The 25,571-nt window shown below is 60.7% G+C and carries 28 protein-coding genes; 17 read left to right on the top strand and 11 right to left on the bottom strand.

What is annotated here, in order from left to right; all coding sequences use genetic code 11:
- Window positions 1–11 precede the first annotated feature (11 nt).
- Window positions 12–533, top strand: a complete 522-nt coding sequence (locus HCZ30_RS08375) for a peptidoglycan-binding domain-containing protein (protein ID WP_167637826.1) — start codon at window positions 12–14, stop codon at window positions 531–533.
- Here HCZ30_RS08375 and HCZ30_RS08370 read toward each other — a convergent pair.
- From HCZ30_RS08370 to rpiA, 7 genes are all read right to left on the bottom strand, one after another.
- Window positions 530–964, bottom strand: coding sequence for a glyoxalase superfamily protein (locus HCZ30_RS08370; protein ID WP_167637825.1), 435 nt, complete (start codon window positions 962–964; stop codon window positions 530–532). The genes HCZ30_RS08375 and HCZ30_RS08370 overlap by 4 nt on opposite strands.
- Before the next feature lie 208 nt (window positions 965–1,172).
- Complete coding sequence (locus tag HCZ30_RS08365) at window positions 1,173–2,573, bottom strand: Do family serine endopeptidase (RefSeq protein ID WP_167637862.1); 1,401 nt, start codon at window positions 2,571–2,573, stop codon at window positions 1,173–1,175.
- 185 nt (window positions 2,574–2,758) lie between these two features.
- Complete coding sequence (locus tag HCZ30_RS08360; protein ID WP_228069028.1) at window positions 2,759–2,941, bottom strand: DUF2065 domain-containing protein; 183 nt, start codon at window positions 2,939–2,941, stop codon at window positions 2,759–2,761.
- Entirely contained in the window at window positions 2,938–3,813 is an 876-nt protein-coding gene (gene hflC / locus HCZ30_RS08355; RefSeq protein WP_167637824.1) for a protease modulator HflC, read from the bottom strand. The genes HCZ30_RS08360 and hflC overlap by 4 nt, the downstream gene beginning before the upstream one ends.
- Entirely contained in the window at window positions 3,813–4,988 is a 1,176-nt protein-coding gene (gene hflK / locus HCZ30_RS08350; protein WP_167637823.1) for an FtsH protease activity modulator HflK, read from the bottom strand. The genes hflC and hflK overlap by 1 nt, the downstream gene beginning before the upstream one ends.
- 73 nt (window positions 4,989–5,061) lie before the next feature.
- Entirely contained in the window at window positions 5,062–6,414 is a 1,353-nt protein-coding gene (gene gor / locus HCZ30_RS08345; RefSeq protein ID WP_167637822.1) for a glutathione-disulfide reductase, read from the bottom strand.
- 89 nt (window positions 6,415–6,503) lie between these two features.
- On the bottom strand, window positions 6,504–7,292 hold the full coding sequence (gene rpiA / locus HCZ30_RS08340; RefSeq protein ID WP_167637821.1) for a ribose-5-phosphate isomerase RpiA: 789 nt from the start codon (window positions 7,290–7,292) through the stop codon (window positions 6,504–6,506).
- A gap of 155 nt (window positions 7,293–7,447) precedes the next feature.
- Between rpiA and HCZ30_RS08335 the strand changes: the two genes are divergently transcribed.
- Both HCZ30_RS08335 and HCZ30_RS08330 read left to right on the top strand, forming a co-directional pair.
- On the top strand, window positions 7,448–8,119 hold the full coding sequence (locus HCZ30_RS08335; protein WP_167637820.1) for a glutathione S-transferase family protein: 672 nt from the start codon (window positions 7,448–7,450) through the stop codon (window positions 8,117–8,119).
- Window positions 8,120–9,493 carry an L-serine ammonia-lyase gene (locus tag HCZ30_RS08330; RefSeq protein ID WP_167637819.1) on the top strand — a complete coding sequence of 458 codons (1,374 nt, stop codon included), beginning with the start codon at window positions 8,120–8,122 and terminating at the stop codon, window positions 9,491–9,493. It begins immediately after the preceding gene.
- On the opposite strand, the gene HCZ30_RS08325 is transcribed toward HCZ30_RS08330, so the two are convergent.
- Window positions 9,474–10,151: a thiamine diphosphokinase gene (locus HCZ30_RS08325; protein ID WP_167637818.1), complete on the bottom strand. Its 678-nt coding sequence runs from the start codon at window positions 10,149–10,151 to the stop codon at window positions 9,474–9,476. The genes HCZ30_RS08330 and HCZ30_RS08325 overlap by 20 nt on opposite strands.
- Before the next feature lie 120 nt (window positions 10,152–10,271).
- On the opposite strand from HCZ30_RS08325, the gene HCZ30_RS08320 reads away from it, so the two are divergent.
- From HCZ30_RS08320 to HCZ30_RS08265, 13 genes are all read left to right on the top strand, one after another.
- On the top strand, window positions 10,272–12,152 hold the full coding sequence (locus HCZ30_RS08320) for a hypothetical protein (protein ID WP_167637817.1): 1,881 nt from the start codon (window positions 10,272–10,274) through the stop codon (window positions 12,150–12,152).
- Window positions 12,153–12,481: 329 nt separating this feature from the next.
- Entirely contained in the window at window positions 12,482–13,645 is a 1,164-nt protein-coding gene (locus HCZ30_RS16610) for a methyl-accepting chemotaxis protein (RefSeq protein ID WP_217703040.1), read from the top strand.
- A 168-nt stretch (window positions 13,646–13,813) separates the two neighbouring features.
- Window positions 13,814–14,413: a methyl-accepting chemotaxis protein gene (locus tag HCZ30_RS16515; RefSeq protein ID WP_217703039.1), complete on the top strand. Its 600-nt coding sequence runs from the start codon at window positions 13,814–13,816 to the stop codon at window positions 14,411–14,413.
- A 69-nt stretch (window positions 14,414–14,482) separates the two neighbouring features.
- On the top strand, window positions 14,483–16,060 hold the full coding sequence (locus tag HCZ30_RS08310) for a chemotaxis protein CheW (protein ID WP_167637816.1): 1,578 nt from the start codon (window positions 14,483–14,485) through the stop codon (window positions 16,058–16,060).
- A 114-nt stretch (window positions 16,061–16,174) separates the two neighbouring features.
- Window positions 16,175–17,149, top strand: a complete 975-nt coding sequence (gene cheB, locus HCZ30_RS08305) for a chemotaxis-specific protein-glutamate methyltransferase CheB (protein WP_217703038.1) — start codon at window positions 16,175–16,177, stop codon at window positions 17,147–17,149.
- Window positions 17,107–17,769, top strand: a complete 663-nt coding sequence (locus HCZ30_RS08300) for a HEAT repeat domain-containing protein (RefSeq protein ID WP_167637815.1) — start codon at window positions 17,107–17,109, stop codon at window positions 17,767–17,769. Before cheB ends, HCZ30_RS08300 begins: the two co-directional genes overlap by 43 nt.
- Window positions 17,766–18,608: a CheR family methyltransferase gene (locus HCZ30_RS08295; protein ID WP_167637814.1), complete on the top strand. Its 843-nt coding sequence runs from the start codon at window positions 17,766–17,768 to the stop codon at window positions 18,606–18,608. The genes HCZ30_RS08300 and HCZ30_RS08295 overlap by 4 nt, the downstream gene beginning before the upstream one ends.
- Window positions 18,605–18,991, top strand: coding sequence for a response regulator (locus HCZ30_RS08290; protein ID WP_167637813.1), 387 nt, complete (start codon window positions 18,605–18,607; stop codon window positions 18,989–18,991). Before HCZ30_RS08295 ends, HCZ30_RS08290 begins: the two co-directional genes overlap by 4 nt.
- Window positions 18,988–21,330 (top strand): chemotaxis protein CheA, encoded by a 2,343-nt coding sequence (locus HCZ30_RS08285; RefSeq protein WP_167637812.1) that lies wholly within the window; start codon window positions 18,988–18,990, stop codon window positions 21,328–21,330. Before HCZ30_RS08290 ends, HCZ30_RS08285 begins: the two co-directional genes overlap by 4 nt.
- Window positions 21,315–21,560, top strand: a complete 246-nt coding sequence (locus HCZ30_RS08280; RefSeq protein WP_167637811.1) for a hypothetical protein — start codon at window positions 21,315–21,317, stop codon at window positions 21,558–21,560. Before HCZ30_RS08285 ends, HCZ30_RS08280 begins: the two co-directional genes overlap by 16 nt.
- A gap of 120 nt (window positions 21,561–21,680) precedes the next feature.
- On the top strand, window positions 21,681–21,947 hold the full coding sequence (locus HCZ30_RS08275) for a hypothetical protein (RefSeq protein WP_167637810.1): 267 nt from the start codon (window positions 21,681–21,683) through the stop codon (window positions 21,945–21,947).
- A gap of 15 nt (window positions 21,948–21,962) precedes the next feature.
- Entirely contained in the window at window positions 21,963–22,379 is a 417-nt protein-coding gene (locus HCZ30_RS08270) for a methyl-accepting chemotaxis protein (protein ID WP_348640362.1), read from the top strand.
- Between the two features lie 123 nt (window positions 22,380–22,502).
- On the top strand, window positions 22,503–22,688 hold the full coding sequence (locus HCZ30_RS08265; RefSeq protein ID WP_167637808.1) for a hypothetical protein: 186 nt from the start codon (window positions 22,503–22,505) through the stop codon (window positions 22,686–22,688).
- A 38-nt stretch (window positions 22,689–22,726) separates the two neighbouring features.
- Here HCZ30_RS08265 and HCZ30_RS08260 read toward each other — a convergent pair whose 3' ends face one another.
- From HCZ30_RS08260 to HCZ30_RS08250, 3 genes are all read right to left on the bottom strand, one after another.
- Complete coding sequence (locus tag HCZ30_RS08260) at window positions 22,727–22,939, bottom strand: DUF2842 domain-containing protein (RefSeq protein WP_167637807.1); 213 nt, start codon at window positions 22,937–22,939, stop codon at window positions 22,727–22,729.
- Complete coding sequence (locus tag HCZ30_RS08255; RefSeq protein ID WP_167637806.1) at window positions 22,939–24,234, bottom strand: adenylosuccinate synthase; 1,296 nt, start codon at window positions 24,232–24,234, stop codon at window positions 22,939–22,941. The genes HCZ30_RS08260 and HCZ30_RS08255 overlap by 1 nt, the downstream gene beginning before the upstream one ends.
- Before the next feature lie 111 nt (window positions 24,235–24,345).
- Window positions 24,346–24,906, bottom strand: coding sequence for a GNAT family N-acetyltransferase (locus HCZ30_RS08250; RefSeq protein WP_167637805.1), 561 nt, complete (start codon window positions 24,904–24,906; stop codon window positions 24,346–24,348).
- 140 nt (window positions 24,907–25,046) lie between these two features.
- Between HCZ30_RS08250 and secG the strand changes: the two genes are divergently transcribed.
- On the top strand, window positions 25,047–25,451 hold the full coding sequence (gene secG / locus HCZ30_RS08245) for a preprotein translocase subunit SecG (RefSeq protein ID WP_167637804.1): 405 nt from the start codon (window positions 25,047–25,049) through the stop codon (window positions 25,449–25,451).
- Window positions 25,452–25,571: the final 120 nt, after the last annotated feature.

Below are 25,571 nucleotides of genomic sequence, written 5' to 3'. Positions count from 1 at the left end.
GCAGAGCAGCCATGAAATTTCCCGCCTATCTGATCGCACTTGCGGGTCCGGTACTGGCTGCTTGCGCGGACGGACTGCCGCCCTTGTCGAATCCCCCGCCCTTTGCCGATGCGCAGATCAGCCACGATTCCGATGGCCATTGCTATGGCCGCGACGTGACGCCTGCGGTGCTGGAAACCGTGACCGAACACGTCATGGTGCAGCCCGCCGAGGTGCATACCGACGGCACCGTGGTGGCTCCTGCCGCCTACCGCACCGTGACGCGCCAGCGGATTGTGCGGGAACGGCGCGAGGTTCTGTTCGAGTCCGTCTGCCCCGCCAGTATGGACGCGCCGTTCGTGGCCTCGCTCCAACGCGCGCTCACCGTGCGCGGCCATTTTAGAGGCGAGATTGACGGCATTCTCGACAGCCGCACCACCGATGCCATCCGCAGCTATCAGCGGCAGAAGGGCCTCGATAGCCCGCTGCTAGATATCCGCACAGCACGAGAGCTTGGCCTCGTACCGCTGACGAGCGAAGAGCTAGGGATCTAAAGCTCCAACACCAGATACGGCACCCCGTCAGAGGTGTGGCCGTCCGTGATGCCGTCGTCGTTGATCTCGAACTGGATTTGGTGACGCGGGATCTGCATCAGCGCCGACTTCGACACATCGACAGGTTCATCGAAACGGATGACGATGTGATGTACCACGCCCGCGAACGAGCTTCGCAGGCCTTTGACGACGCCAGTGAACGGCTTGCTCATGTGGGGGCCCGGGATGCGGTCCCCTGCACCGAGGCCGTGCAGGGTCGGCGGGGGCGCGGCTTTGGCCGACAGCGTATTCCAGTCTTTGAGACCGTATTCGTGGGCGAGCGCCTCCAGCGATTCCGCGTGGGTCATCTCGGTCCCTTCGCGCAAACGGCGGGCTCGGAGTTTCAGCGTCGGCGCTGTGGCGAAAACGGGGGTAAGGTCTTGATAATTCATCTTTGTCCCTGCGGGACGCGGGTCGTTCGGAGGTGTCCGCATTGCCAATCCGCCGCGTCATAGGGGCAAAAAAGCTAAGTTACCCGGTATTCACCCCACCCGAAGGCGCGGACGGCTGGCTACCGGAGCCGCCCTCTGCATACGCCCCGTTCGCGCAAAAAGATAGGGCGCCGCAACGGGCGCCCTTTCAGGAAGATATGTGCGGCAATTATTCGACGAGGCTCAGCGCAAGGAAGCGGGCCATGTTGTCGCGGTTCACGAGGATCAGCAGCGACTTGCGGCCCTCGTCCTTTGCAGCCGAAACGCGGTCTTCGAACTCGGCGACGGTCGACACGGCCATCTGGCCAGCTTCGGTGATGACGTCACCGACCTGAAGGCCATTCTCGGCAGCGTCCGACATCGGGTCAACGCCCACGATCACGAGGCCCTCGGTCTGCGGGTCGAGGTCGAACTGCGCGATCGCATCTTCGTTCACAGCCGAAAGCGTCAGGCCGAGCACCTCGCCGGTCGACGGAGCACCCTTCGGGTTCTCAGCCGAAGCCGGGATCGCGCCTTGGGCTTCTTCGCGGCGACCGAGGACAACGGTCAGTTCGACGTTCTCACCGTCACGCAGGACGTTCATGACCACTTCGGCACCAACGGGCGAGTCGGCCACGATGCGGACCAGTTCGCGGGTGTCGGCGACTTCGCGGCCATCGAACGTGAGGATCACGTCACCGGCTTCGACACCGGCTTCCATTGCCGGACCCTCGGGAACCGAAGTCACCAACGCACCGGCAACCGATTGCAGACCGTCGATCGCGTCGACCATGTCAGGCGATACGTCCTGAATGCGAACACCGAGCCAGCCGCGGCGGGTTTCACCGAACTCCTGAAGCTGGTCGACAACCTTGGTCACAACGTTCGATGCCATCGAGAAACCGATACCGATCGAACCGCCGTTGGGCGACAGGATCGCGGTGTTCACGCCGACAACATCGCCATCCATATTGAACAGCGGGCCGCCCGAGTTACCACGGTTGATCGCCGCGTCGGTCTGGATGTAGTCGTCATAGGTGCCCGAAAGCTCGCGATTACGGGCCGAAACGATACCGGCAGAAACCGAGAAGCCCTGACCGAGCGGGTTACCGACAGCCATGACCCAGTCGCCGACGCGCGACGCGTCGCTGTCACCGAACGAAACGTAGGGCAGATCGGTCGCTTCGACCTTCAGCAGCGCGATGTCGGTGTTCGGGTCAGTACCGATCAGAACGGCTTCGAGCGGGTCTTCACCACCCGGAAAGAACTCGATCTGGATCTCGTCCGCGCCTTCGATGACGTGGTTGTTGGTCACGATGTAGCCGTCGGGCGAAATGACAAAGCCCGAACCGAGTGCAGACGAACGCTGCGGACCCTGATTCTGGAAATCTTTAAAGAAGTCTTCGAACGGGCTGCCCGGCATTCCGGGTTGGCCGTCCATATTGGTCGAGACCATCGTCGAAGTGGTGATGTTCACCACTGCGGGGCTGACGCGATCGGCCAAATCGGCGAACGACACAGGGCGATTGTCCTGAGCCTGTCCGGCGACTGCCTGCGTCAGCACAAAAAATGCCGCCAGAAACAGGGCCATGAGTGAGTTTTGGCCACCGGTCCGGCGATCAAGCGCAAAGGCATTCGATTTCACAGGGACTCTCCTTGTCCATTTGAGCGGGGCCCCCAAACGCCCCGTAATGACCGGAGTCTAAGCAAGGGAGCCGTCCACTCAACCCTTGAAACATAAGTCTCAACAGGGTGTGAAATCCGGTCTCCGGCTCGTTATAAGAGGGTGAGGACGATGAGACCCGCTGCGAAGGACACCAGTCCGATCCAGCGACGACGTTCGAGCGGGACTTCCCGCATCTGTTCGAGCATCTGCTCAACTAGTTTAGGGGCCAGCGCGTACGCCAGCCCCTCTACGATCAGTACACCAGCCGCAGCTTGCAGCAGCATCAAAATCATTCAGCGTTTCCCGTTGCAGATTCCAGATAACTGAAGAAGTCGCTATCCGGCGTGAGCACCATCGACGTATTCCCGCTTTCCAGCGCACGGCGATAGGCCTGCAACGAACGATAAAAGTCGAAGAACTCCGCGTCCGACCCGTAGGCCTCTGCAAAAATCCGTGTCCGTTCGGCGTCAGCCTCACCGCGGATGATCTCGGCCTGACGTTGAGCGTCCGACACAAGTTCGGTCACCGTACGGTCAGCCCCAGCGCGAATCCGTTGAGCGGCTTCATTACCACGAGCGATCTCGTCTGCCGCTTCACGTTCTCGTTCAGCGATCATCCGCTCATAAGTCTTCTCGAGGTTTTCCGGCGGAAGGTCGGTACGCTTGAGGCGCACGTCGATCAGCTGGAGACCGAGCGAATCCGCTTCGGGCGCAGCAACATCGCGGATGAGCTGCATGAGCGCGTCACGGTCGCTCGACAGGATTTCAGCCGACGACACAGTACCCAGAACTTTACGGATCGCGGTACGCAGGATCGAATCGAGGCGTGCAGATGCCTGACGCTCGCCACCCGAGCCCGTCGCACGGCGGAAGTCCTCTACGTCCGCAATGCGGTAGCGCGCGAATGCATCAACTTCGATGCGGCGGCTGTCCGATGCGATAACTTCGAGGGCGGCCATGTCACGGCTCAGGATACGGTCGTCATATTTGACGACTTCCTGAATGACCGGAATTTTGAAACCGATACCGGGCTCTTCCTTCACGCCAACAATCTGGCCGAACTGGAGGACGAGTGCTTTTTCACGTTCGTCGACGATAAAGATCGACGATGCTGCGATGACGCCTGCGACTACCAGCGCGCCGAGAGCTACATATGCCTTACGCATTAGTTGGACCCTCCCTGTTCGGTGGTTCGGTTGGCGTTATTGCTGCGCAGCTCGTTCAGCGGCAGGTAAGGCACAACGCCCTGCCCTTGGCCTTCGGGCTGGTCGAGGATCATCAGATCGACCGACTGGAGCAGCTCTTCCATTGTCTCCAGATACATACGGCGACGGGTCACGTCCGGCGATGCCTGATACTCGGCAAGGATCGAGGTAAAGCGGCTGGCCTCACCCTGCGCAGCGTTGGTCACGCGGGCACGGTAAGCTTCGGCCTCTTCGAGGTCCTGAGCGGCCTGACCGCGAGCCTCGGCGACAACCTGGTTCGAGTACTTGTCCGCGACGTTCTGGAGACGCGCCCGTTCCTGTTCGGCATCCTGCACCTTGAAGAACGACGAGATAACGGGCTGCGGCGGGTCAACGCGGTCGAGGTTGATACGGACAATATCGACGCCACTGTCGTAGCTATCGAGCGTCGACTGCACCATTTCGGTCAGACGGGTCTGGATCACGCCACGTTCTGTGTTGAGGATCGGCGCCAGTTCCGACTGGGCCACGATTTCACGCATGGCGGATTCAGCCACGGCGGCAATCGTCGCTTCGGGATCCGCGAGGTTGAACATGAACGCGGGCAGATCCTTGATCTTCCAGACGACTTGAAAGTCGATGTCCACGATGTTCTCGTCACCGGTCAGCATGAGGCCGGTGTCCTCACCAGTCGATTGCGCGCCGATGTCGATGGTGTTTTCAGTCGTGACCGAACGCACTTCGTGGGTGATCAGCGGCCACGGAGCGAAGTTCAGACCCGGCTGGCCGGTGTCATGGAACTCGCCCAGAAACAGCTCAACGGACTGCTGTTCGGGGCGCACCGTATAGAACGACGCGGCGCCCCAGATGAGCACGGCAACAACTGCGCCGATTCCGATGGTTGCACCTGTGAGCTTGGGTCCGCCGGAGTTGCCTCCGCCAAAACCGCCGCCGCCGTTACCGGTGCGGCCGTTGTCGCCGCCCATCAGTACGCGCAGGCGGTCACGACCCTTGTTGAACAGTTGATCAATCTCGGGGGCTTGCCCTTCATTCGGGCGGCGACCGCCGTTCGGACGCTGGCGATCTTTGTCATCGCCGCCGTTCGAACCACCGCGGTTTCCTCCGCCGCCCCAAGGGCCTCCGTTGTTTCCAGCCATAAACCTCGTTCATTCCCTATCAGCACCCCTCGCGGGGCAGTCCTATGCACAATTGGGAATGCGCGGGGAAAATTCAAGCAGTTCGGGTCGGAGTCTTCATCGTAACGAGCTCTTCGGCCATCGTCGGGTGCACGGCACAAACGCGGTCGAAATCCTCTTTCGTCGCGCCCATCTTCACCGCGATGCCCGCGATCTGGATCATCTCGCCCGCGTGCGGTGCGACGATGTGACAACCCAGAACCTTGCGGGTTTCCTGCGACACGATGAGTTTCATGAGAACACGGTCGGGACGGCCTGCGAACATGGTCTGCATCGGACGGAAGCTGGTCGAGTAGACCTCGATTGGCTCCTGCTCGCGCGCGGCTTCTTCGCTGAGGCCCACGGTGCCGAATTCCGGCTGGGTAAAGACTGCCGACGGGATCAGGTCATGATCGGGGCTGGTCGGGTTGCCGTTGAACACAGTCTCGACAAACGCCATCGCTTCGCGGATCGCGACGGGGGTGAGCTGGACGCGGTCGGTCACGTCACCCACGGCGTAGATCGACGGGATGTTGGTCTGGCTGTACTCGTCGACCTTGATCTCGCCATGACGGCCGGTTTCGACGCCCACCTTTTCGAGGCCGAGATTATCGGTCATCGGCGCACGGCCCGTTGCGAACAGCACCTGATCGTAGGTGTCTTCGCCGTTGGTGCCCTTCACCCAGATCTTGCCGTCGCGCTTTTCCATCTCGAGGATATTGGTGCCGCAATGCAGTTTGATACCTTTCTCGCGCATCTGGTCGGCGATGAGGCCGCGCGCTTCTTCGTCGAAGCCGCGAAGGATCTGCGCACCGCGATAGAACTGGGTCACATCGACGCCAAGGCCGTTGAGGATGCCCGCGAATTCACAAGCGATGTAGCCACCGCCGATGATGAGGATCTTGCCCGGCATCTCGTCCATCAGGAAGATGTCGTTCGAAACGATACCCAGCTCGGCATTCGGCAGGTCCGGACGAACCGGCTGGCCGCCGACGGCGATCAGGATGTGCTTGGCGGTGATCTCTTCACCAGTCGACAGCGAAACGGTGTGTTCGTCCTTCAGCGTCGCACGGGCGTTGTAGGTGGTCACATCGTTGTTCTTGAGGATGTTGCGGTAGATGCCCTCAAGACGGTCGAGTTCCTTGTGCATGTGGCCGCGGAAAAGGCCCCAGTTGAACTCGCCGTGTTCCAGCTCCCAACCGTAGGCTTTCGCGTCTTCGACGATGTCGTGGTATTCGGATGCGAAGACCATCAGTTTCTTGGGGACACACCCGCGAATGACGCAGGTGCCGCCCATACGGTCTTCTTCTGCCAGCGCGACTTTCGCGCCGCCTTGGGATGCCACGCGTGCTGCGCGCACACCGCCGGAACCGCCCCCAATGACAAAGAGGTCGTAATCAAAGGACATGAGTTGCTCCGCTCGTTAAATATCAGTCGGTTTGCATGTGTAATCGGGGGTGCGTTTGGTCAATCTGCCCTCACGCACACGCCCGGCGCTTACTCTGCAACGTCACCAAAGATGTTGTCTTCGGCGAGGAAGTCGAACTTCGTCTCGTCGACCGTTCCGTTGTTGATGTCACGCACTTCGGCGCGGCCATCGCCGTAGCCGATCACGACAGCATCGCAGATGTCGATGAAGAGACCGTTTTCCACGACGCCCGGAATCTGGTTCAGCACGAGGCTGAGCTGACGGGCGTTGCCGATACGGTTGAGGTGCAGGTCGAGGATGTGGTTGCCTTCGTCGGTGACGTAAGGCGCATCGCCGTTCATGCGCAGCGACACGTTGCGACCCAGCACGTCCATGCCGACCAGAGCCTCTTCGACAATCGTCTTAGTGGTCTGCCAACCGAACGGAATAACTTCGAGCGGTAGCGGGAAAGCACCCAGCGTTTCAACGGACTTCGACGCATCGGTGATGACGATCATCTGGTCCGATGCGGTCGCCACGATCTTTTCCTGAAGGTGGGCACCGCCGCCGCCTTTGATCAGGTTCAGGTTCGGATCGAACTCGTCGGCGCCGTCGATGCAGATGTCCAGCCACTTGGCCTCGTCGAGCGAAATCACCTCGATCCCGACTTCGCGGGCGAGAGCAGCGGTGCGCGAGGAAGTCGGCACGCCTTGGATCTTCAGCCCGTCGTCACGGACCATCTCACCCAGACATTTGACCAGCCAAGACGCGGTCGAGCCGGTACCCAGACCGACTTTCATGCCGCTCTCGACATATTGTGCAGCGCGCTTTGCAGCGACGAACTTGGCCTTATCAATGGGCGACAGATCAATGGACATAGGGCACCTCTCATGGATTCACGGTGCTTATAGGTGTTTCGGAGTGTTGTGATAAGCCTGACAAATTCAAAAACGTTAGCCCTCAGGGCGCAATTCCCGAAACCAACGTCGCAATCCGACGTTTGGGCCGCCACTTCGCTGATACACTCTGCCCCATGACGACAGCGTACCGCCTCCATTATGCACCTGATAACGCCTCGCTTTGCATCCGGCTGATGCTGGAGGAGCTAGGCGTGGCGTACGAGACCGCGCTGGTCGATCGCAGCGCCAAAGAGCAGCAGTCCGAAAGCTACCTGAAGCTCAATCCCAACGGCCTGATCCCAGTGCTCGAGACGCCCGACGGCGTGATGTTCGAAACAGCAGCGATCCTCCTGTGGCTTGCCGACCGCCATGGCGCGATGGCACCAGCGGTCGATAGCCCCGAGCGTGCTGACTTTCTGAAATGGCTGCTCTGGCTGGCGAATACGCTGCACCCTGCCCTGCGGATGCTATTCTATCCCGAGAAGTTCTCGCCCGCACACGCACCTTTTCGCGAGATGACCAAGACGCGGATTGCGGATTTGCTGACGATCCTCGAAACTGGTCCCGACCTTGCGAAGACCTCGGCCCTGTCATGCTACGCGGCACCGATGCTCCGCTGGCTGGCACTTTACCCGCAGGACCACACCGCGTGGTTCGACCTGACGCGCTGGCCGCAGCTAAATGAATTCTGCCTCGATTTCGAGGCGCGCCCCTCCGCCATTCGCTCCGCATTGGCCGAAGGTCTGGGCGAGACACCGTTTTCTTCACCTTCCTACCCGACGCCGCCCGAAGGGAGCGCCATCTAAATGTTCCTCTCCGTTTTCGATATGTTCAAAGTGGGTGTTGGCCCGTCATCTTCCCACACGATGGGTCCGATGGTTGCCGGCGCACGCTTCCTCGACTTCCTGCGCGCCCAGCCGTTCAATGTGCACGGCGTCAAAGCCACGCTGCACGGCTCGCTGGCATTCACCGGCGTCGGTCACGCAACCGACCGCGCCACGATCCTCGGCCTCGCCGGTTTCCTGCCCGACACTTATGACGCCGAAAAGGCCGAAGCCGAGCTGGAGCGCCTCCGCAAAGAAAAGGTCATCCACGTCGATGGTCTTCCCCCGCTGGCGTTCGATCCCAAGACCGACATCATCTTTGACTACGGCCCCAACCTGCCCGGCCATGCGAACGGCATGGTCATCAGCGGCCTCGATGCGCAGGGCGATACGATTGTCGAGGAGATATATTACTCGGTCGGCGGCGGATTTGTTCTGACCGCGTCCGAACTGGAGCAAGGCAAGGACACCGACGACGGCCCTGCCGTTCCCTTCCCGTTCAAAAGTGCCAAAGAGATGCTTGATATGGCTGCGGAAAGCGGCCTCAGCATCGCGCAAATGAAGCAGAAGAACGAAACCTCCCGCCGCCGCGTGAACGAGCTCGATCAGGGTGTCAGCCGCATCTGGCAGGTGATGAACGACTGCATTGACCGCGGTCTGACGACCGACGGTATCCTGCCGGGCGGTCTGAATGTGAAGCGCCGTGCCAAGGGTATCCATGATGAGCTGATGGCAGAGCGCGGCCTGAACATGGTTGCGCCCCACGTCGCCAACGACTGGATGGCCGCCTACGCCATGGCTGTGAACGAAGAAAACGCAGCGGGCGGCCAAGTCGTTACCGCGCCGACCAACGGCGCTGCGGGCGTGATGCCTGCCGTGGTGCGCTACTGGCTCGACCATGTGCCGGGCGCTGTATCGTCGAAAATCCCCGAGTTTCTGCTAACCGCCGCCGCGATCGGTGGCCTGATCAAATACAACGCCTCGATCTCGGGTGCGGAATGCGGATGTCAGGCTGAAGTGGGTAGCGCCTCTGCCATGGCCGCTGCGGGCCTCTGCGCCGTGATGGGTGGCACACCCGAGCAGATCGAGAACGCGGCCGAGATCGCGCTCGAACATCACCTCGGGATGACCTGCGATCCCGTGCGCGGTCTGGTTCAGGTGCCTTGCATCGAACGCAATGGCCTCGGCGCGATCAAGGCTGTGTCAGCCGCCTCCCTCGCCCTGCGCGGCGACGGCACGCACCTCGTTCCGCTGGACGCCGCGATCGAGACGATGCGCCAGACGGGCAACGACATGCATGCAAAGTATAAGGAAACGTCTCTCGGCGGCCTCGCCGTCAACGTTCCCAACTGCTGAGCGCCTTCCAGAGCACATGCAGATGCTCTGACGGCAACACAAGAAGGACTGGCCCCTCCGCACGAATACGCACGGGGCCGTCCACCATGTTGGATGCACTCAGAAATCCGTCTGGCTTCATCACTTGGCCGTCCAGATCCCAGCGCAGCCCTTCGGTCCACGCACGGCACTCCCCGACAGGCATCAACGATAGCCGCGTTCCTGCGGGCAGATCGAACGCAATCTCCTCCGAGACCATCACACACGCATCGTCGGCGCTCAGCGTCACGATGATCCGCGGCATGTGCTTGGCCATGACATTGAGCACCGAAAGCTGGTGATCGATCCGTCCGCCCATGAAACCGACAGCGAGGACTCGCGGCGAATCCACTCTGAGTAAGCACTTCTCGAAATCGGTGAACTCCTGTTCCTCGACATGCTCGATTATATTGCCAAGTCTGCTATGCAGATTATCTTTAAGGCTATCGAGATCGCCGATGACACGTTCCGGCAGCCGTCCGGAAGCCAATACTTGCTCCGCACCGCCGTCCGCTGCGATAACCACCGGAGCGAGATTAAAAGCGGTTTCGAGGTCGCGCTGTCGACAATCTGCGCCACCGACAAGCGTTATTGGCCCCAAATAGGAAACAATGTGTATATTTTCGCCGGGATTGTTCACGATTTAATGGTCCGCCCTCAAATTGCCCTAAAATTACACCTTTGTTATCGCGTTTACGTTCCGGATTGAGAACCAATTAGTGGTCAATGTCAGTGAAGGTAGAAAACAAAGAGCCTTGTAATGGTTGAATCGAGTAAGATTTTAACCGTCTCATACGGCACTTTCTCGTGCACACTGGAAGGGTTTGACGACTCTTTCGACACGATGAAGGCCATCGCGGAGTACTTCCGCGATCTTGCGGCGGGAGACAGATACTTCGGGGCGGAGCCTCCGACACCCGATGCGGAAATGCTAACCCGCATCGCGGAAAAGGAAATTGCGCGCCGTGTCGAAGCACGCATGGAACAGTCGGGGATCGTTCTGCGACCCGCGGCGGCCCTTGCTGGTTCAACAGCAATGCCGGAAGAAACGCCGGTTCAGCAGCCTCCGGCCCAAGCGCCGGTGGAAGCAGCAGCGCCCGCTCCGGCACCGGCTCCAGAGCCGCAGCCCGAACCCGTGGCAGAGCAGCCGGAACCGGAGGTCGTGGACGAGCCCGCTCCTGCACCTGCGCCCAAACGACAGACGGAATCGGTGGCACAGCGCCTCCAGCGTCTGCGTTCGGTCGTGGGCCAGCAGGCCGCGAAGCCAGCAGCGCCCGAGTACATCGAGGACACTTCGGAAGAAGACGACATCGATCTGTCGTCCGTCATCGAAGCGACCGAGACCGAAGCGCCGCGCCAGCCGGACATCGAGACCCGCAACGAAAAGATCCGCGCCGCTGCTGCCAAGGCCGCTGCCGAAGCCGAAGCGATCAACGCTCCGGTCGAGGAACCTGCCGTCGCCCCGCGTCCGCAGCCCCGCGTTGTTCGCATGAAGCGCGCCGATTTCGAGAAGGCTCTGAAAGACGGCACTCTTGAACAGCAGGTTGCCCGCAAAGCTGCCGAGCCGGTGGAAGAGAAAATCGAAGAACCGGTCGCCGAGCAGCCGGTTGTCGAAGAAGAACCGATGATCCTCGAAGCTCCGGCCAAGGCCGAGCCCGAAATCACCGAAGACGTCGCAGAGATCGAAGAGCCGCAGGTTGAAGAGTTCGAAGAGGACGAATTCAATCAGGCTGACCTCGACGGTCTGGACGACTTCGACCTCGAAGGGCTGAGCCTGTCGACCGAGGAAGACGCGGATCTGCTCCGCGAACTGGCCGAGATTGACGAAGAAGGCGAAGCTGACGAGGACGCCGAAAACGCCTTCCTGCTCGACGATGACGAGGATGACGATTACGACGACGTCGCCTACGGTGGTCGCAGCCTCATGGACGATCAGGACGACCAGTTGTCGCGCCTGCTGTCCAAGGCTGACGCTGAAATCAGCGCACCCGAAACTGATCGTCGCCGCCAGACCCTCAGCCACCTCAAGGCGGCTGTTGCCCAGACCGAAGCTGCCCGCAAAATGGGTGACGCTCTGGCAGGCGGCGAGGACCACGACAAAGCGTTCCGCGACGATCTGACCGCCGCTGTCCGCCCTGCTGCCGAAACGCCGCAGAAACCGACCGCTCCGGAACGCAAGTCGCCTGCTCCGCTGAAACTCGTTGCCTCGCAGCGTGTGGATGCCGAGGAAGCGGCCCCTGCTCCGGTCGTCGAACCGAAGCCCGCACCGGCCCCGACCGCGGTTGCTCCGGTCCGTCCGCGCCGCGTTGTGGCATCGGAAGCGGCTGTCCAGGCCAGCACCGGCGCCAAGCAGGCGTTTGCAGAGTTCGTGCTGGAAACCGGCGCAAGCGGCCTGACCGAGATGATCGAAGCGGCGGCTGCCCACATCAGCTTCTTCGACGGCATCGAGGACTTCTCGCGTCCGCAAGTCATGTGGCGCCTACGCGAGGTGATGAGCGATAGCGAGTTCACCCGCGAAGACAGCCTGCGCGCTTGGGGCACTCTGCTCCGTCAGGGCCGCATCGTGAAAGTCCGCAGCGGACGGTTCGAAATCTCGAGCCAGTCGCGGTTCAGTTCGGAAAAAAAAGTCGCTCGCGGCTGAGAATCAATAAACAACTTCAAATACCAAGGGCGCCTACGGGCGCCCTTCTGGTATGATGAGCCTAAGAAAATCGGACCCATTTCCAGCTAATTGTACTGCGGGAACCATTTTGACGATTAATCCGAAACAGTGATTAATCCGTTTTCGGGGGGTTCCCATCTCTTGAGTCTAGCCGGATGATCCGCTTGCGACTGGCCTGACCAAAAGCGTAGCTCTCTAACAAGTTGCACCTAATTCTCCGATAAAGTGACTGAACTGCAAAACGTGAGCGCTAGCACCCGATCTTTGCCCGAAAGTACGCCAACGCGGAGGAACATCGGAAGGCGCTCGTGAAGCACAAAGCAACCAACGCTGACAACACGTCGGCCGCCAAAGCCAAGCCCAGCGCAACGACGTCCGGTGCCGCGAAACGCGCCGCAGGAAGCGTGGACCTCAAGCGCCAGCGTGCCCGCACCGTTGCCAAGCAAAAGCAGTCCGCCGACAACATCGCCGCCGCATGCGCGGAACTGAGCGCCGGCGTTCAGGAAGCCAGCGCGGCCACGGAAGAGCTTTCCAACGCAATGCAGCAGATCGCTTCCGGCGCGGTTCAGGCGGCCTCTGCCAGTGAGGAAAGCGCCGCTGCGATGACGCAGGTGAACCGCCGCGTGAACCTTCAGGCCAAATCGGCCGAGAAGTCTCTTGAACTCACCGCGCGCCTTCAGACGCTTATCGCGAGTGCCGACACCAGCGTGAACGGCCTGATCGAAAACGTCGACACGGGCGCAAAGCTGCAGCTGGCTTCGGTCGAGTTGATGAAGGACCTCGAAAATCAGGCGCAGAACGTCATCGAGGCCGTCAATCAGGTCATCCGCATCGCGGACCAGACCAATCTGCTTGCGCTCAACGCCGCGATCGAAGCCGCCCGCGCGGGAAAGCACGGCAAGGGCTTTGCCGTTGTCGCCGACACCGTTCGCAAACTCGCCGAAGCGTCAGAGCGCAACGCGACGGACATCGACGAACTGGTGCGCAATATTCAGGACAAGGCCAACGTGCTCGCCGGCGCCGTCGGCAATGCTGCTGCGACTGCCGCCGAGGAAGTCGCGAAGTGCCGCACGATCACCGATAACCTGAACCAGATCCGTGGCGACATGGAAACGATCAAGTCCGGTGCAGAAGCGCTGGCGTCCAACGCAGGTGAAATGGGCGCGGCAGCGGAACAGGCACTGAAGAGCGCCGAGCAAATCGCCGCCGCATCCGAAGAACAATCTGCAGGTGCCGAACAGGCCGCGAAGAGCGTTTCGAACCAGTCCGAAGCCCTTCAGGAAGCCGAACGCGCGACCGGCGAACTGGTCGAGATCGCCGAGGAACTCAGCACCTCCGCTGACATCGGCAAGTCCTCGGAAGAGCTCGCCGCCGCATCCGAGGAACTCGCGTCCACCAACGAAGAGATGAACCGCGCCAGCACCGAAATCTCCACCGCTATTTCGCAGATCCTCGACACCGCAACGCTCTAGTCGTCGGCGGTCGAAGAAGCGGTCGCAGGTATCATACAGATCGAAACCAATGCCAAACTCGCCAAGTCCAATTCGCAAGAGGCGCTTACCAAAGGCGAGTCGATCAACGCCCTGCTGTTAGAGAACCGTGAAGGCGTCACCTAGGTCATCACTGGCGTCACCGAAGCGATGACCACCGGCAAGCAGTCGGTCACGGAAATTCAGGAACTCGAAGTCGTCAGCCGCCGCATCGACAAGATCGTCGACGCGATTGCCAACGTCGCGATCCAGACCAACATGCTGGCCGTCAACGGCGCGGTCGAAGCGGCTCGCGCAGGCGAATACGGCAAGGGCTTTGCGGTGGTGTCGACCGACATCCAGAACCTTGCCGAGGACGCCCAGAAGAACGCTGACGACATCAAAGACATGGTCAAAGGCATTCAGGACCAGATCGTCAACGTGCGCCTCGACCTGATGGAAACCGCCGAGAATTCTCTGGCCGAAGTCGAACGCGCGAAGGGCACGACCCAGCTGCTCGAAGACGTGGCACGCGACATGACTATCGTGATCGAGGGCAGCACCGAGGTCTTGAACTCGAGCGACGAAATCCTCGAGGCGATCACCACCGGCAAGCAGGGCATGGAGCAGATCGCCGCCGCCGCAGAGCAAGCGCAGACTGCCGCCAATCAGGCCTCCATCGCAGCGACCGAGCAAGGCAAGGGTGCCGAGGAACTGTCCATCGCGATCGACAACATCGCCGCCAGCGCGGACGAACTTCAGCTTCGCTAATCCATCGAGTTCGGCAGGACGGATGGCGCGGTCCCTCTGCCCCACCGGAAAGACATCGGGAGACCAGAAATGGCCAAGCAGGACTCGAATACCATCGAAGCCGACCTCGACGAGAGCCAGCTTTCGTCGGTCAGACAGTTCGTGAGCTTTCTGATCCGCGAAGAGAATTTTGCGTTCTCAATCGACCTCGTGCAGGAAATCATCCGCGTACCCGCCCTCGCCCGTGTGCCGATGGCGCCGCCGAGTATGCTTGGCCTTGCCAATCTGCGCGGCGAAGTCTTGCCCGTTTTCGATCTGCGCGCCATGCTTGGTGTGGAGCACAAAGAGACCAGCGATGCCTCGCGGGTTCTGGTGGTTGATGACGGCATGAAGGTCGGACTGGTCGTGGACCGCGTGGCCGAAGTACTGAATGTCCCCGTCGACCGCATCGAAAACGTCGATGCCGTCGAGAAGACAATCGATTCCAAGCTGCTCAGCGGGGTGGTGAAGAACTTCAACGATCATGACCTGGTGCAGCTTTTCGATCCTGGCTGTCTGCCTGAACTTCAGGTGAAGGAAACTGTCGGCACATCGACCGGTAGGTCGTCCGGCAAGGTCGGCAAAGCCACCGAGACGACTGACACCGAAGAGGTCGAGGACGACGTCCCCCAGATCGTGTCCCTGCTGATCGGCGAGGAGGAATATGCCTTCAACCTTGCTGACTTGGACGAGATTGTGCGCGTCCCGACCCAGATCGCCGAGGTGCCGAACGCGCCGTTCAGCGTGGTTGGGCTTTGCACTCTGCGCGACCGCGTTCTGCCGCTGGTGAGCCTGCGTGACTGCCTTGGCCAAGCGCGGACCGAGCAGAAAGACAGCAACCGTGTCGTGGTTCTACGTATCAAGGACGGCGACGATTACCGCCGCGTCGGCATGATCGTCGACCGCGTGCGCGAGGTGCTCCGTGTCCCGCGTGACCTCGTGGACGACGTACCCGAGGGCGTCAAACGCCACGGTGCGAACGAGATCGAATGCATCTGCAAACTCGACGGCGGCCAGCGGCTCGTGTCGGTCCTGTCGGCTGGTGAAAGCATCAGCGGCGTGGACCTGTCCGAAGCCGAAAAGGCGATGAGCGCCATGTCGATCGAAACGACCGACCAGACTGTGGAGGATGACGATTTGAACACATCGGCAGACGCAGCAGACCTCGAAGACGTACAGCTCGTCGTCTTCAAACTCGCCAAAGAAGACTTCGGGATCAGCATCCACGCTGTGCAGGAAATCATCCGACTGCCCGAGCAGTTCGTCGAAGTGCCCAAAGCCCAAGCCGAGGTCGCGGACATCATCAACCTGCGCAGCATGGTCCTGCCCGTCATCGATATGCGCCGTTATTTCAACCTCGCCCCCTGCGAGCGGAGCGAACGCCAGCGGATCATCGTGCTCAACAACGACGGCGTGATGACCGGCCACATCGTCGACCGCGTGCGCGAGGCGCTCCGCGTCACCCGCAACGAACTGACCGACCCGCCTGCCCTCAATTCCGAAGCAGCCCGCTTCGTGAAGCATGTCGCCAAGGCGCATGGTGGCAAGTCGATGGTGCTGGTCCTCGAAAGCTCGGCCTTCGATGTGCTGAACGCGGACGACCTTCAGGCAGGGGATGCCAAGGCATGAAACTGCTACTCGTAGAGGACTCTGCACTGATGCGGCGCGTTCTCCGCGAGAGTTTCGCGGGCGAGCGCGACATTGAAATCATGTTTGCGCGCGATGGCGAAGACGCATTAGAGAATGCTCGAACAGTTCCAGCCCGATGTCATCACGATGGACATCAACATGCCCAAGATGGACGGGCTAACCTGCCTTGCGCACATCATGGAGCGTAGGAAAACGCCTGTCATCATGCTGTCCTCGCTGACTGACAAAGGCACCGCGGCGACGTTCGAGGCGCTGGAACTCGGCGCCGTGGACTTCGTGGCCAAGCCCGACGGCACGGTGTCGGTCGACCTCAGCTCCGTGGTCGATGATCTCCACCGCAAGATCCGCTCTGCCTTCGACGCGTCTGCGTCCCGTCGCACCCGCGAGGCGCGCGGCGTCGAGGCCAATCGCAATGCCCAGCAGGAAACGCCCGCGCAGAGCCGCCGCCTGAACCTTGCCCGTGCGCGTGCCGAACTGTTGCTGATCGGCAGCTCGACCGGAGGGCCGGGAATTGTGCAAAGCATCCTCGAACAGATCCGCGGCCCATTCCCGATGCCGATCCTGATCGCGCAGCATATGCCGCCGAAATTCACCACCACGTTCGCCCAGCGCCTTGATGCCTCTTGTCCGATGGACGTGATCGAAGTGACCGAGCCGATGCCGCTCGCCGCGGGAAAGGTCTACCTCGCCGCAGGTGGCCGCGACGTGGTCGTGAACCGCAAGTTCAACAGGATCATGGCCGAGCCAGTCCCCTCCGCTCCGCAATTCCCTTGGCACCCCAGTGTGTCGCGAATGGTGATGACGGCGCTCGACAAGATTGATGCCAAGAACCTGATCGGCGTGATGCTCACCGGCATGGGCGACGACGGATCGACTGAAATGGCGCAGATCCACCAGCGTGGTGGCGTGACGATTGCACAGTCGGAGGACAGTTCTGCTGTCTTCGGGATGCCAAGCAAGCTCATCGAAAAGGACGGCGCCACCGTCGTACTCGATGCCGAGGACATACCTGAACAGATGAAGCGGTGGCTTGGAATGGTCGCGCCGATACAGAGGTCGAAATACTAGTCAAATCCCAGCGCAATAAAGACGCCGAAGTCGACGACCTCTCCACCGTCGAGGCCAAGAAAGAACTGTCCAGCCCCGACGCGAACCGCCGACGCGAAGCTGCCGTGGCGCTCTACGGACGCAAGGCTGCTCTGTCCGCGCTCGTCGACCGTTTGGAGGAGGAAGACACCCCTGCTGTCCGCGAGGCGATCATCAATTCACTTATCTCGCTCGACTCCCCGAAAGTCGTCGATACTTTCATCGCCAAACTGCGCTGCGACGAAGCCGAGCACCGCAATGAGGCAGTCTATGCACTCCAGCAGATGCCCGAGCGGTCGGCCCAGAAGGTCAAGAAACTGCTGATAGATTCCGATGCCGATGTGCGCATCATGGCGGTCGATATCATCCGCCTGCTGACCATTTCGGACGCGCCCGAATGGCGCGGCGTTCTGCTCGAAAGCGAAGAGAACCCGAACGTCGTCGGTGTCGCCATGGACCGTCTGAGCGAGATCGGCAGCGTCAACGAAGTCCCCGTTCTCGAAGCCGTCATCGAACGCTTCAGCGGCGATGCCTATCTGCAGTTCGCCACGAGCCACGCCATCGACCGCATCAAGGCCATTTACTCAGAGGGGCCCATATGAGTGTCCTGACACTGAGCAAACATGACTTCGATGTTTTCTGCGAGTACTTCTACAAGAAGACCGGCATCGAATTCGATGAAAGCAAACGGTATTTCGTCGACAAGCGCCTGCTGAAGCGGATCGAAGAGACCGGAGCGAAATCGTTCCGCGACTACTTCATCTCGCTTCGCTTCGAGTCCAGCCAGAAAGAATTCCAGAACATCGTCAACATCATGACGGTGAACGAAACCTACTTCTATCGCAAGGAACACCAGTTCAAAACTCTCACCTCCCACGTGATGAGCGAACTGGCCCGTTCCGATCGCAATACGGACCGCCTGCTGCGCATCCTGTCCCTGCCCAGCTCGACGGGCGAGGAGACGTATTCGATCGCCCTCCAGCTTATGGAAAACTGGCCAGGGCTCGCGACCTATGACGTGGAGCTTGAAGGCGCCGACATCGACACCGATGTGCTCGAACGCGCGCAGGAAGGCATCTATAGCCGCCGCAGCGTCCAGTATCTGCCGCCCGATGTGCTCAAGCGCAACTTCACCACGCTCAGCGGCGGACGGTACCAGATTTCCGAAGACATCCGCGAGGCCGTGCACCTGTTCCGCATGAACCTCTCCAACCGCGACGACTGCCGGAAGCTGCGCAGCTACGACGTCATTTTCTGCCGGAACCTGCTCATCTACTTCGATGATAAGTCACGACAACTCGCCATCAACGCGCTCTTCGACGCGCTCAATCCGGGAGGTTTCCTGTTCCTCGGCCACTCCGAGAGCATCAGCCGAATGACTTCCCTCTTCCAGGTGAGACGGTTCCCCGAGTCGATCGTCTATCAGAGGCCAAGCTCATGACGACACGCCCCTTCAAAGCACTCATCGTCGATGATGCGACAACTGTCCGGATGTATCACCGCGCACTGGTGGAACAGCAGGGCTGGGAAACCGTCGAAGCCGAAAACGGGGTGGAGGCGCTGGAAAAGGCGCTGGAGACCCATGTCGACGTGATGTTCGTCGATGTGAACATGCCGGTGATGGACGGCTACACGTTTATCAAGACCGCCCGCCAATCCGAAACGCTCGGCCATATTCCGGCTGTCATGATCTCTACCGAAGCGCAGCTTGTCGATCAGGACAAAGCCTTTGCAGCCGGTGCGAACCACTACCTGATCAAGCCCGCGGCACCGGACGATATCGCGACCCTGCTGAAGCTGCTCGAGCCGAAGGAGCTGCCATGAATTCGCTTCTCGCACAATTTGTTTCCGAGTGCCGCGACCTGATCGAGACCGCGTCGCGCTGCCTTCTCGACCTTGAAAACGACAGCTCCAACAAAGACCAGATCGACGAGCTGTTCCGCGCCGTCCACACCATCAAGGGCGCATCGGGTCTGTTCGAATTCAAGCCGCTGACCAGTACGGTTCACGCGGGCGAAGACCTTCTGGATGCCGTGCGTGCTGGCGACGTGCGGTTCAATTCGGACATCGCGGACCTGCTGCTCGAAATGCTCGACCGCCTTGTCGAGTGGCTGGACCAGATCGACGCGACCGATAGCCTGCCCGCTGGCGCCGAGGACACGAGCGCCGAACTCAGCCGCCGTCTGCGTCTTCAGCTTGAGGACGGCTCGGCGGACGAGGTGGAGGCAGAGGAGACGGCCGAAGCCTCCCCCGCGTTTGACGCATGGCCCGAAGACGTCCCGCCCCTGCCTGGTGCGGACAAGGGGCTGACCTTCGTGACCTACCTGCCCTCGCCCAATGCGTTTTTCACCGGCGACGACCCACTTCAGACCGTGCTGAAAACGCCGGGCCTGATGTGGATGCAGATACAGGAACCCGAAAGCTGGCCTGATCTCGAAGCCCTCGATCCCTTCATCGTGCAGATCGGTTTCCTTGCCGTGTCAGACGCCAGCCAAGCTGAGGTCGAAGAGCACTTCTCCTATGTCGCGAGCGAGATCAGCATCCAGACCATCGGCTTGACCGACGCTCCGCCCGCCGAAGAGGCCGCGCCCGAACCCGATGCCGCGCTCAAGGAACTGGCGACGAAGCTGCTGGCCTCGCAGAAAGAGCTCCTTGCCTCCGAACAGCACGACATTTCGGAGCACAAGTGCCTCGAAAGCATCGATCAGGTGCTGGAGCGTCTGACCAACGCGCTGGAACTCGTTGTCGTTCGCACCAAGCCTGTCCATGACACCGCGTCGCTGCGCGAGACGCTGGAGCACTGGATCCACGACATCGAGGTCGAGATGGCTGGCGGCGCGGTCGCGGTCGAGGACACCGAAGACGACGAGCCATTTGCCCCGCTCGGCGAACCCATCGCCGCTGCGCCCGAGCCGCAGCCTGCGCAAGAGGACGTGTCCGCCGAGATTGCTAGCCCCGCCGTCAGCACGCCCTCCCCCCGCGCCAGCAGCCATTTGCGCGTTGATGCCGAACGGGTCGATCCGCTAATGAACCTCGCAGGCGAGTTGATCGTGGCCAAGAACGCGATGCCTTTCCTTGCCCAAAAGGCAGAAGCTGCCGACAACGCAGGCGATTTGGTGCGCGAGATCAAATCCCAGCACAACACGATCAACCGCATTGCCGAAGAGCTTCAGGCGGCAATCATGCAAATCCGCATGGTACCCGTCGGCAATATCCTTAGTCGCTTCAACCGCCTTGTCCGCGACCTGTCGCGCAAGCTGGGCAAGGACATCCAGTACCTTGTTGATGGCGAAGACACCGAGGCCGACAAGGCGATTGTGGACGAGCTGTCCGAACCCGTCGTTCACCTCATCCGCAACTCGATCGACCACGGTATCGAAGACCCGAAAGCCCGCGAACAGGCTGGAAAGCCGCGTCAGGGCACGATCCGCATCCGCGCCTACCACAAGGAAGAGAACGTCGTTCTCGAAATCTCCGACGACGGTAAGGGCATCGATGTGGACCGCGTGCTGACCAAAGCGGTCGAGCGCGGACTGCTCGATCAGGAAAAGGCCGCCAACATGTCCCGCAGCGAGGCGCTGCAACTGGTGTTCCTCCCTGGCCTGTCGACAAAGGAAGAGGTCTCCGACCTGTCGGGCCGCGGCGTGGGTATGGACTCGGTCGGCAGCATGGTGCGCCGCATGGGCGGCCAGATCGGCATAGACAGCGAACAGGGCTTCGGCACCACCGTGACGCTCTCCCTCCCGCTTTCGATGTCCGTGCAGCGCCTGATGATGGTGGAGGTGGGCGATGGACTCTACAGCGTACCAGTCGACAGCGTGGTCGAAAGCCAGAAGATCGACCCCGCCAAGATCCGCCGCCACCGCAACGCCGAGATGGTCGTCCTTCGTGACCGCCTCATTCCGCTGGTGCGTCTGCGCGATCTGTTCGAGTGTCCCGACATCGAAGAGCCACAGACCCTCAGCGTCATGGTGGTTGATGTGGACGGTCATGAATCCGGCCTCGTGGTCGACAAATTCCATCCGGGCTTGGACGCCATCGTCAAACCGATGACCGGCGTTCTGAGCGGCCACCAGATGTACGCGGGCACGGCGCTTTTGGGCGACGGCTCCATCCTGCTCGCCCTGAACCTACGGGAGATGATCGAATGCCAATATCATTGACACCCGAAGCGGCGGTGTTCGAAGGGCACGTGGACATAACGGATATCGACCAACTCCATCCGTGGATGGTCGCTAACACAGGCGCGGTGCTCGACGTAACTGACTGTACGTCCGCACACACCGCTGTCGTTCAAATCGTGGTGGCATCGGGAATGCCCGTCATAGGGGCGGAAGATACTGGCGACTGGCGCTCTGTCTTCAACAAGCCTCACTCGGTCAAGCAGGTATAAAAGGTTAAGGAATGGCACTGATCCTCATCGTTGATGATAGCCCACAGTTCTGATGAGCATGGACGCGCTGCTCAAGCGGTTCGGCCATACCACGCTGACGGCCAATAGCGCGAAGATGCCGTGGCGAAGCTGCGCACGGGCGTGCAGCCGAAGATGGTGATTACCGACTTCCACATGCCAGGAAAGAACGGCGCGCACGAAACCAACGAATGCTCGATGAGCTTCATGCGGTATCTGCACGACATCGAAGACAAGATCATCGAGGAACGTGAAAAAACCGACGCCGCCGTCGCGCACTTGGGCAACCTTGACACCATGGCGCAGACCTACCGCGAGGATCAGCGCGCGCTGGAGGCCGATCTGGCCGATGCGATTGCGGTCGGATAACGTGTCCGCGAGGAGATCACGGCCTCACGTCAGACCATGGCGACGATTGCCAAGTCGATCGACAGTATGCGCTACGAGCTGCAAAGCGTCGAAAGCTTCAGCCGCGAGATCAAGATCATCGCGATCAACGCAACCATCGCTTCGGCCCGCGCGGGTTCGGTCGGCAGAGAATTTGCCGTGATCTCGGGCGAGGTTCGCCGCCTTGCCAACGAGACCGCAGAGATCACCGAACGGCTTGGCCCCATCGTGGACGAAGTGCTCACCGAACTCAGCGTCTATACGAGCCAGTCGGAGAGCAAGGGTGACTTCCGCTTCCGCAGCGGCGTTCCGGATCGACTGGATACGCAGACCGACACGCTCAAGAAAGCGCGCAGCAGCGTGGGCGAAGTGACGACGAACTTCGAACAGCTCATTGAACTGAATTCGATGTAGCAGGAAGAAAAGCGCGCGACGGCCAACAACATCGAAGACTCGATCCGCGAAGCGCTGTCTTGTGCGCAGAACGGCGACGTCATCCGCCAGCAGGCCGAGACCATCGACGAGATGCTCCGCGCCATGAACAAGTTCATCCGCGACCGTGACCTCTCTGCCGACATTCGCGAAGGCGTGGACGATCTGATCCGGCAGCTATCGGACAAATACGTCATGTACTCGCAGCGCAGGGTTCACCTCGAAGGCGGGAACGCTTCGAACCATAGCTGCGACTCCAGCGAAGCCGATCTGAAGATCGAACTGTTCTAAAGAAAAACGCCGCGGACCTGACAGGCCGCGACGTTTTCTTATTCTTTGTCCGGATCCTCTTTGCCGATGCCGAGGAACACCCAGCGGAACGGCAGGGCCCACGCGAGGCCGAGGATGATATACGTCGGCAGCTCCACCCACTTCGGGAAACGGTCGATGTTGGACATGACCGTCACCGCAAAGATCACATAGGCCGGCATCCCGACCAGCAGGATCAGGAGCGCCAGCCGTTTGCGACGCTTGTAGTCCATCAGTCAGCGAACGGGTCGGTGACGAGGATGGTGTCTTCACGTTCCGGCGAAGTCGAAAGAAGCGCAACGGGGCACTCGATCAGTTCTTCGACGCGCTTGACGTACTTGATGGCGTTTGCCGGCAGGTCGTTCCACGAACGTGCGCCTTCGGTCGATTCCGACCAGCCGGGCATTTCTTCGTAGATCGGGGTGCAGCGTGCCTGCTCGTCCGCAGCGGTCGGCAGATAGTCGAGCTGCTTGCCGTCGAGTTCGTAGCCCACGCAGATTTTCAGCGTCTCGAAGCCGTCCAGAACGTCCAGCTTGGTCAACGAGATACCGGTGATGCCCGAGGTCGCGCAGGTCTGACGTACTAGAGCGGCGTCGAACCAGCCACAGCGGCGCTTACGGCCGGTGGTGGTGCCGAACTCGTGGCCGCGCTCGCCGAGACGCTGACCGTCTTCGTCGTGCAGTTCGGTCGGGAACGGGCCCTCACCGACGCGGGTGGTATAGGCTTTGACGATGCCGAGGACGTAGTCGATCGAACCCGGACCGATGCCGACGCCGGTTGCGGCCTGACCTGCGATCACGTTCGACGAGGTGACGAACGGATAGGTACCGAAGTCAATGTCGAGCAGCGCGCCCTGCGCACCTTCGAACAGGATACGCTTACCAGCTTTGCGCTTCTCGTTCAGGACCTTCCAGACTGGAGCCGCGAATTCCAGAACCGACGGTGCGATCTCTTTGAGTTGCGCGATCAGCGCGTCGCGGTCGACAGGCTCCATGCCCAGACCTTTGCGCAGTGCGTTGTGGTGCAGCAGCGCGCGGTCGACGCGGGCAGCCAGCGTCGCTTCGTCAGCGAGGTCGGCCACGCGAACCGAACGGCGGCCCACTTTGTCTTCGTAAGCCGGTCCAATGCCGCGGCCCGTGGTGCCAATCTTGGTGCCGGCCGAAGCGGCTTCTTCGCGAGCGCGGTCAAGCTCACCGTGGATCGGCAGGATCAGCGGAGTGTTTTCCGCGATCATCAGCGTTTCCTTGGAGATATCGACGCCCTGCTCGCGGACCGAAGCGATCTCTTTCACAAGGTGCCACGGATCGAGAACGACACCGTTGCCGATGACGGACAGCTTACCGCCGCGAACGACGCCCGAAGGCAGAACGTGCAGCTTGTAGACCTTTCCGTCGATCACCAGCGTATGGCCGGCGTTGTGGCCACCCTGGAATCGCGCGATCACATCGGCGCGTTCCGACAACCAGTCCACAATCTTGCCTTTACCTTCGTCACCCCATTGGGCACCGACGACGACTACGTTGGCCATACCTGAGTCTCCTCGATTAGCGGCTCAAAACCCGCGTCCGTATAACGGTGCTTTTGTGGGCAGGGAACCGCATTCTGTCATGAAATCGAAACGAAACGTCGCAGAGGCGGCTCAGGACACCGACTTTGCAACCAAAGCGGCGAGATCCGGCCAGCCATAGGCGGTCTCTGACACACCTTCGTGACGATCATCGGATTCGCGCTCGTCGACGATCTCGCCGCCGAATTTCTCGTAGAACGCCCGCGCGGGAGCGTTCGTGGACAGAACCCAAGCGGTGATACCTGTATAACCCAGCCGCGCACCTTCCTCGAAACAGGCGCTCACCAGCGCGTTGCCAATGCCTTGGCGCTGGTTCTCCTGATTAAGGTAAGCCGAGGTCAGTTCGGCATCGTAGCCCTTCTCTTTCAAGTGCGGCTCGCGCTGCGCGCCTACGCTGGCAAAGCCGACGACCTTTTCATCCGCTTCGCAGACAAAGACCTTGCCTGTGCCGTTTTCATCAAGGGTGTTGATGATGCGCGTCCACTGCTGGGTGCGGTCGGGCACCGTGATACGGTCGATCAGCGCATCAGGCAGCAGCCCGCGATAGGTCGTATTCCAAGAGGCAACCTGCACGTCCGCAATAGCGGGCGCGTCGGCGGCAACGGCGGGGCGAATGTCGAAAGATTTAACCATAGGCTTCTTCTATTCGTTCTTTTCCACCACACAAGACCGCCAATCCAGAGAAAGTCCGGTCTGCGGCCCGATGAGGGGTTGCGACCCGCGCTTTGTCCCTCTAGATACCTCGCGTTCACAGAAGGCAGAGATAGAGCCCCATGGAAAGCGTCGTACTCGTCGTACATCTGATCATCGCACTGAGCCTCATCGGCGTTGTCCTCATGCAGCGCTCCGAAGGCGGCGGCCTTGGTATGGGCGGCGGCGGCGGTGGCGGCGTGATGTCCGCTCGCGGAGCAGCAACTGCGCTCGGCAAGGTCACTTGGGGCCTCGCAATCGCGTTCATCATCTCGTCTCTGGCGCTGACCATCATCGCACGCCAACAGCTCGGTTCGTCGTCCACTCTGGACAGCCTGCCCGCTGCCGAGCAGAGCGAAGACGGCACGGCTCTTCCGGGTCTGGGTAGCGATCTGCTGCCGCCGGTTCTTCCGTCGGATGCTGCAAACGATGCGGCACCTGCCGAAGAAACCGACCCTGATCTGCCGCCGGCACCGGCGTCGAACTAAGTCTCTACCTAGTAATCACTACGTATAGGTATTGAGGCCATTTGGCCCAACACGATGTTGCGTGTCCGGTTGCGTTTGCGGGGCGAATCCGGTTATACTTAAATCCCGTGGTTGATAGGG

Source organism: Marivivens donghaensis (assembly GCF_011806565.1).
In the GTDB taxonomy this organism is placed as follows: domain Bacteria; phylum Pseudomonadota; class Alphaproteobacteria; order Rhodobacterales; family Rhodobacteraceae; genus Marivivens; species Marivivens donghaensis_A.
This window is presented reverse-complemented; position numbering and strand designations above follow the sequence as displayed.

Excerpts from the sequence above, each read along its gene's own strand:
- secG (WP_167637804.1), top strand. The coding sequence starts at position 25,047 with ATGGAAAGCGTCGTACTCGTCGTACATCTGATCATCGCACTGAGCCTC.
- HCZ30_RS08265 (WP_167637808.1), top strand. The coding sequence starts at position 22,503 with ATGAACAAGTTCATCCGCGACCGTGACCTCTCTGCCGACATTCGCGAA.
- HCZ30_RS08370 (WP_167637825.1), bottom strand. The coding sequence starts at position 964 with ATGAATTATCAAGACCTTACCCCCGTTTTCGCCACAGCGCCGACGCTG.
- HCZ30_RS08255 (WP_167637806.1), bottom strand. The coding sequence starts at position 24,234 with ATGGCCAACGTAGTCGTCGTCGGTGCCCAATGGGGTGACGAAGGTAAA.
- HCZ30_RS08290 (WP_167637813.1), top strand. The coding sequence starts at position 18,605 with ATGACGACACGCCCCTTCAAAGCACTCATCGTCGATGATGCGACAACT.
- rpiA (WP_167637821.1), bottom strand. The coding sequence starts at position 7,292 with ATGTCCATTGATCTGTCGCCCATTGATAAGGCCAAGTTCGTCGCTGCA.
- cheB (WP_217703038.1), top strand. The coding sequence starts at position 16,175 with ATGCTCGAACAGTTCCAGCCCGATGTCATCACGATGGACATCAACATG.
- HCZ30_RS08295 (WP_167637814.1), top strand. The coding sequence starts at position 17,766 with ATGAGTGTCCTGACACTGAGCAAACATGACTTCGATGTTTTCTGCGAG.
- HCZ30_RS08310 (WP_167637816.1), top strand. The coding sequence starts at position 14,483 with ATGGCCAAGCAGGACTCGAATACCATCGAAGCCGACCTCGACGAGAGC.
- HCZ30_RS16515 (WP_217703039.1), top strand. The coding sequence starts at position 13,814 with ATGACCACCGGCAAGCAGTCGGTCACGGAAATTCAGGAACTCGAAGTC.
- hflK (WP_167637823.1), bottom strand. The coding sequence starts at position 4,988 with ATGGCTGGAAACAACGGAGGCCCTTGGGGCGGCGGAGGAAACCGCGGT.
- HCZ30_RS08330 (WP_167637819.1), top strand. The coding sequence starts at position 8,120 with ATGTTCCTCTCCGTTTTCGATATGTTCAAAGTGGGTGTTGGCCCGTCA.
- HCZ30_RS08365 (WP_167637862.1), bottom strand. The coding sequence starts at position 2,573 with ATGGCCCTGTTTCTGGCGGCATTTTTTGTGCTGACGCAGGCAGTCGCC.
- hflC (WP_167637824.1), bottom strand. The coding sequence starts at position 3,813 with ATGCGTAAGGCATATGTAGCTCTCGGCGCGCTGGTAGTCGCAGGCGTC.
- HCZ30_RS08335 (WP_167637820.1), top strand. The coding sequence starts at position 7,448 with ATGACGACAGCGTACCGCCTCCATTATGCACCTGATAACGCCTCGCTT.
- HCZ30_RS08320 (WP_167637817.1), top strand. The coding sequence starts at position 10,272 with ATGGTTGAATCGAGTAAGATTTTAACCGTCTCATACGGCACTTTCTCG.
- HCZ30_RS08285 (WP_167637812.1), top strand. The coding sequence starts at position 18,988 with ATGAATTCGCTTCTCGCACAATTTGTTTCCGAGTGCCGCGACCTGATC.
- HCZ30_RS08360 (WP_228069028.1), bottom strand. The coding sequence starts at position 2,941 with ATGATTTTGATGCTGCTGCAAGCTGCGGCTGGTGTACTGATCGTAGAG.
- gor (WP_167637822.1), bottom strand. The coding sequence starts at position 6,414 with ATGTCCTTTGATTACGACCTCTTTGTCATTGGGGGCGGTTCCGGCGGT.
- HCZ30_RS08260 (WP_167637807.1), bottom strand. The coding sequence starts at position 22,939 with ATGGACTACAAGCGTCGCAAACGGCTGGCGCTCCTGATCCTGCTGGTC.
- HCZ30_RS08375 (WP_167637826.1), top strand. The coding sequence starts at position 12 with ATGAAATTTCCCGCCTATCTGATCGCACTTGCGGGTCCGGTACTGGCT.
- HCZ30_RS08250 (WP_167637805.1), bottom strand. The coding sequence starts at position 24,906 with ATGGTTAAATCTTTCGACATTCGCCCCGCCGTTGCCGCCGACGCGCCC.
- HCZ30_RS08280 (WP_167637811.1), top strand. The coding sequence starts at position 21,315 with ATGCCAATATCATTGACACCCGAAGCGGCGGTGTTCGAAGGGCACGTG.